The following is a 5,647-nucleotide window of genomic DNA, read 5'->3' on the forward strand; positions in this document are numbered from 1 at the left end:
CCATAATACATGGTTAAATTTTATTTAAAATCATAAACTTATTACATTGCAATCAATCATTTTATAGCAAATATTTTTTAGTATTAATGACTCTATAACATTCCAATCACCACCACCGAGGCCAGCTCCTATCCTTGGCATTTGTACAGAAAGGCGATTCACTAAAGCAAAGTCAGATAATTTTTCAAGACAAACTTCCAGAGAGTCATAACATACGCATTGTTTTTTGTCGTTGATATTTTTCTTTATACCATCCTGCGCATACATATTAGCAATAAATATCTTCTCCTGAGCATCAACCATAACAAAATCAACCATCCCTAATTCTGGGGAGCTATTTTCTTTGAAGCTACTAAGATAGCTTTTTTTTGCCGCAGGATATTTATTTGAAAGGGACAGAACAAAACCTTTACCCCACTTCCCTTTATTATTCACAATATGAGCAATAACTGTGGATTTTTTCAAAGGTTCCACAGCATCTCCAAACAAGTATTTTATTCGCTTTTTTTCTTGCAATGAACTCGTTGATGTTTGCCAGAAAACTTCAAATTCCTCATTCGAAATTTCTTCGGCGTCACTTAAGTCCAGGTCGCTTTTCTTACCATCATACAGCAGGAAGCCAACTTTTTCATTTTTATCTAGCAAAGAGGAAGAAGCATAATAATTACCATCTATAATATTTATTTGTCGCGTGGCTACCTCTCCTATGAACTCATTGAGAATAGTCCCTTCACCTGCAATAAAATCAACACTTCCTTTATAATATTTTTTCACCTCAACCACAACTCCTCCCACTTTTAACAATTCTTTTAGAGACATCGAGATCTTTTGTGTTTAAGATCAAAAATGTATTTTTCCGGGGTTCAATTACATCTAAGCCAGTAACATCTATTTCGACAAAATGGCTTATACCTTTTAATTTCCTCGCATCACCATATATATCAGCTGCTAATTGACCCAGAGACATTTTTCCAGTTCCTCCAACATCTTTGAGTGTTCGTCCGCCAATCATTTCAGGTCTAATATTAGTGAAGTATTGTCCATCCCCGAAACGGGCGTGTATATCTCCTGATGAAGGTCTTATTACACCACTTTCCGTGATACCTTTCATCCTTCTTCAGTCGTGTAGTGAATTAATGTTTTAGGAGTCAACCCCCACGGATCCACCCACCCCAGCGCGTTCGGCGCATACTGGTAAAGGTTAATCCCTCCCGCCAGCCCTATCGGGTCCTGCTGCGTAAATCGTCCGCAGTCCGGGTCATAATACCGGAACAGATTGTAGTGCAGCCCTGTCTCACGGTCCAGGTATTGCCCCAGCATGCGCAGGTTCTGAGAATATCCTGATACCTTCGTCTCGCTTTCCCGTAGCAGCTTGCCCCAGGCGCTGTTCACCCCTTCCCAGCGCACCTGCCCTTCGCTATCCGTCATCCGCTCCGGCGTGCCGTTGGGCTGACAGTGGAACCAGAAGATCTCCGGGGCATCAACGCCGTCAATACGCGCCAGCGGATCGTAGCTGTCCTGATCGCTGTAGACGTAGGTCAGCGGCACATCCCCGTGCACTTCCTGCAACAGCCGGAACCCTTCCCAGACAAACCGGGTGGTGACCGGCTTGCCGGTCGGCTGCCCAAACAGCATCTGGCGGCGCGTTTTGCTGATGCGTCGCCCGAGCGGGTCATAGCGGAAGCTGACCTGCGTCTGCGGCCTGTTGCGGTCCCGCGGCTGGCTGATGACCTCCGTCAGGCGGTGCTCGCCGTCGTAGCGGTAGTGCCAGCGGGTCTGGCCGTTATCCTTCTCCACGGTGCGGCCGTGGATGTCATAGCGCCAGCGAATGCCGTTCAGCTGCGTCAGGCGGTTGTGCGTAACCTTCTCAGCAGATCCTTCGAGCGGGTTACCGGTAGTATCCCAGCGGTGCAACCAATAGCACTGAAAATTACCGGTAACTATATCCCGGCGATGCAGGCGGCCAAGACGGTCATATTCGCTGCGGGTTCGTTAGTGTTAGTAGTTTGCGCCACGGTTGAATCCGATAATACTGAACTGGACGATGCCGACCGTGAAGAGTTTATGGAAGAGCTGGGTCAGGAAGGGCCAGGCGCGAAAGAAGGAGGCAAGATGCGTGCATAAGGAAAAGACTACATTGTTGAAGATGGCGATGTGATGAACTTCTTGTTTACGTTTAATTTTTATGAACGGGAAAAATCCACGCTTTCACGTACATTTTTTATTAGGGAGTCAAAAAAATATCTTAGAGATCTGACTTCTTGCTCACCTCCAAAGAAATGATTTGTGTAGTCGCAAGCTTTAACGTCTGAAAAGGCACCTCGATTAATCACTCAACAAGTAAGGCCAGACTCTAATACTTAGCGAGGCTGACACCACCGTTTCTTAGGAGAGGTCTGCCGGTCGACAATAATATATCTTCTAAATCCCTTTTTTTTGCGAGCGGGAATCGTTAAAAGTTTTGAATCGCATTTTATCATAATAAGCAGGGCCTGATCGAGACAACGCGTTACGCTTCATACCATTTAAATAAAACCAATCATGCCAGCCATTTTGGTTTTCCACATAGCTAAAGACAACAACCCCTTCTTCGTTCAGATGATTTTTAAGTAATAGAAAAATGTGCCTCGTGGCAGTGCAGGCAAAGAAGCTTTTGCCCTAAGCATCAAATAGTGTTACAACGGTTAATAATGGCTTTTTATCGGTTAACACAAAAACTAACTCGCGTGTTGTAAGACCATTGCATAATCTAAAATGGTATGCTGAAAATTTTTTTTACCCTTTAGCAATGATAACGTTACTATGATTTGTTCCATTCTTTATCCAGAACATTTCATCTTGAGGTAACGTTCCATTACCGCAGAAATCAACAAGCTCACCTTGCCAACCATCAGGAACATATTTTTGATAATGCATACTTTCAACATACTCCGAATATAGTCTTTTATTATCAAAATCTATAAGCAAATCCGGCATAAGATCATATATATCCCACCAAGTTGTTTTTTGCGAAAGCCTACTAAAAAACTCATCAGCTATGTCATCCTTATCGAATGAATAGCCATCTTTAATTAACCCATCAATAAATATCTGCGCGTTTTCTTCATTTACTACGGGTATGTCATATCTTTCCTTATGGACATCCTGTAGATTTATTTCCACCCCACTTTTCACAAAATCCTCTATCCATTTAATTCTATCTAAAACCCACATTTCTTTGAACGCCACGAACCAATAATATATTCCTTCTTTCTTTACTATCACAAGGAGATCATCATCTTTATTAATATAGTAACCTATTTTACATTACCGGAGCCTGGAATCGCTACTTCTTCAAGCCATTCTGCCCATACTGATGGTAATACATACGATCTACCTGGCGTTGTTGGATCAACGTGCTTAGGAGCCAATCCCCCTTGATTTAACGGATTAAGCATGCGTTAGGGGGTTGTGCGTGTCCTTTCCAGCAAGTCGTTCGAGGTGGATTACCAACAGACGATCGCAGTTGTCATAATTTCATTATTGCGTACAGCTGGTAAAAGACTTTTAAATGCTCAGAGTCTAATATCTAAAGACTTTACACTTAAAAGAATGAGCATGACGTAAAGAAAAAGGTAAGTTGCGTGCAGAAAGCAAAAAATCAAATCGTTAAAAATGGCGATGGGATGAACTTCTTGTTTAAAGTTTGATTTGTTTTTTATGAAAAAAACGAACTTGCGCACTCTTAGGAAAATAGAACTCAAGGTATTTTTCAGCTCTGTCTTGAAACGTTCGTTCTTTGAAGTAGTTATAAGAATCATTAAAATATTTGTACGCTTCATCAAATTGATTCAACTCATAAAAAACCATGCCGAGGTCGATTAACGGCGCTGTCTCTATATCCGATCCACGTGTACTAAGTATCCTCTCCCCCCATTTTTTCGCCTCATCGTTCTCCTTGAGAGCAAAGCAAGCACTGTACATGTACGCAGAGTTGCAGTTGGCAATTTTCCATTCGATCTGCGGCTCAGGAAGAGCCTGCCGGACATTTTGTTATTGCTCTAAAGCCTCGGCTTATTTTTTTATCATGAAATTCGTTTCCTTTTTCTACAAGAGATGTAAATATTATTCATGTGTTTATTCATTAGCAATAGCAAATAAACCTCCTCACCTATAAAAAGGGGAATAAGAAATAAATGCTTTTAGAAGCAAGGAGGTATCTAAGACAGTAAATCTTTATTATTAAAAAACTTAAAAACTAACCAAAAAAGAATTTTTTAAACCCTTCAACCTCAACATCTTTTAGTTTAGTTTTAAGCATCACATCGATATCTTCCAGAAAATCTTCTCTTAAATTAAATTCATCATCTGTAGCATCACCATCATAATTATTTTGTTCCATCTCAATAGCAGAACAAAAAGCATTCAAAAAGTCAGCTAAGGAACCAGAAATTATAAAGTTTCGTTTTTGAATGCTACCATAAACAGGAGATGTTAGATTTTGGGTGTCACAAAAAAGAACGTCACCATTTCTTTCAGCAAAGATTATATATTCATCGCGCCAAGCCGTATCATTTTGAACTCGCCAACCGGATAATATTTCGTTGAGATCTTGAGGTTCAATAATCTGTAAATAAAAAGTACCATCAAATGTTGGACTGTCATTTAAAATCAAATGACGATAAAAAAAATCAACCTCCCCATTTAAATTCACGGGAAAAGAAGTCTCATTTTCATCGTCTGTATAGTCTATCTCTCCCATATTCAATTCATTCATTTTAAATTTGTTCACAAGATCTTGGACTGCATTTTTTAAGTTCATCTTTCCACCTATAATTGCTTACATCGTTGTCTAGATTTTAGTGTTCTTTCTCTATCGATTAAGCGCCCACGCGTCGAGTTCTTAGTATTCCCTCTATGTCCTTGATCACCATGGACATGCTCATTGAACTTGTCGGGATGGTTATGATTTTTCAAGAATACAATGTTCCTCGGATCACCTTGCCATTTGGAACCAAGTGTACCATTGCCTTCTACCGAATTGATATGATGCCCGGTATAGACTGCCCGGGACATCACAGAGGTTAGGCTCTTGTTGGGAGTCTTCAAAATTAAATCCCTCTCTTGCGCTGTCCAATTTCTTGTGCCAGCCCCACCATCCTGCAATAAGGCTTTTTCTTGCACCCATGCCCTAGAAATAGCAGAGCTTCTAGCTCCAGCTTGAGCAGAAAGAGAATCATGTGGCCGGTAACGAATGAGATCGTCAGGAGTCAACCCCCACGGATCTGCCCACCCCAGCGCACTCGGCGCATACTGGTAAAGGTTTATCCCCCCCGCCAGCCCTATCGGGTCCTGCTGCGTAAACCTTCCGCAGTCCAGGTCGTAATACCGGAACAGATTGTAGTGCAGCCCTGTCTCGCGGTCCAGGTATTGCCCCTACATGCGCAGGTTCTGGGAATATCCTGATACCTGCGTCTCGCTTTCCCGCAGCAGCTTGCCCCAGGCGCTGTTCACCCCTTCCCAGCGCACCTGCCCTTCGCTATCCGTCATCCGCTCCGGCGTGCCGTTCGGCTGGCAGTGGAACCAGAAGATTTCCGGGGCATCAACGCCGTCAATACGTGCCAGCGGATCGTAGCTGTCCTGATCGCTGTAGACGTAGGTCAGCGGC

The 5,647-nt window shown here is 42.5% G+C and carries 5 protein-coding genes and 3 pseudogenes; 1 reads left to right on the forward strand and 7 read right to left on the reverse strand.

Annotation, left to right across the window (positions count from 1 at the left end; all coding sequences use genetic code 11):
- Nucleotides 1-30: 30 nt before the first annotated feature.
- The 3 genes and pseudogenes from ACNQ0W_RS24545 to ACNQ0W_RS24555 form a co-directional block, all read right to left on the reverse strand.
- A complete protein-coding gene (locus tag ACNQ0W_RS24545) occupies nt 31-819 on the reverse strand; it encodes a macro domain-containing protein (protein WP_062932918.1) in 789 nt (262 codons plus the stop codon).
- Complete coding sequence (locus ACNQ0W_RS24550) at nt 776-1,111, reverse strand: HYD1 signature containing ADP-ribosyltransferase family protein (RefSeq protein ID WP_074135703.1); 336 nt, start codon at nt 1,109-1,111, stop codon at nt 776-778. The genes ACNQ0W_RS24545 and ACNQ0W_RS24550 overlap by 44 nt, the downstream gene beginning before the upstream one ends.
- Before the next feature lie 29 nt (nt 1,112-1,140).
- Nucleotides 1,141-1,989 (reverse strand): annotated as a pseudogene (locus ACNQ0W_RS24555) (RHS repeat domain-containing protein); the annotation flags it as partial.
- On the opposite strand from ACNQ0W_RS24555, the pseudogene ACNQ0W_RS24560 reads away from it, so the two are divergent.
- Nucleotides 1,948-2,124: pseudogene (locus tag ACNQ0W_RS24560) on the forward strand (hypothetical protein); the annotation flags it as partial. The pseudogenes ACNQ0W_RS24555 and ACNQ0W_RS24560 overlap by 42 nt on opposite strands.
- 651 nt (nt 2,125-2,775) lie before the next feature.
- On the opposite strand, the gene ACNQ0W_RS24565 reads toward ACNQ0W_RS24560, so the two are convergent.
- The 4 genes and pseudogenes from ACNQ0W_RS24565 to ACNQ0W_RS24580 form a co-directional block, all read right to left on the reverse strand.
- Nucleotides 2,776-3,228 carry a hypothetical protein gene (locus ACNQ0W_RS24565; protein WP_417933275.1) on the reverse strand — a complete coding sequence of 151 codons (453 nt, stop codon included), beginning with the start codon at nt 3,226-3,228 and terminating at the stop codon, nt 2,776-2,778.
- Nucleotides 3,229-4,237: 1,009 nt separating this feature from the next.
- Nucleotides 4,238-4,801, reverse strand: coding sequence for a hypothetical protein (locus ACNQ0W_RS24570; protein WP_062933892.1), 564 nt, complete (start codon nt 4,799-4,801; stop codon nt 4,238-4,240).
- A gap of 8 nt (nt 4,802-4,809) precedes the next feature.
- A complete protein-coding gene (locus ACNQ0W_RS24575) occupies nt 4,810-5,253 on the reverse strand; it encodes a hypothetical protein (RefSeq protein ID WP_265349480.1) in 444 nt (147 codons plus the stop codon).
- Nucleotides 5,248-5,647, reverse strand: a pseudogene (locus ACNQ0W_RS24580) (RHS repeat-associated core domain-containing protein); the annotation flags it as partial. The gene ACNQ0W_RS24575 and the pseudogene ACNQ0W_RS24580, both read right to left, overlap by 6 nt.

Origin of the sequence: Enterobacter cloacae complex sp. 6730903, from assembly GCF_048283985.1 — a bacterium.
GTDB classification, from domain to species: Bacteria; Pseudomonadota; Gammaproteobacteria; order Enterobacterales; family Enterobacteriaceae; genus Enterobacter; species Enterobacter hormaechei_C.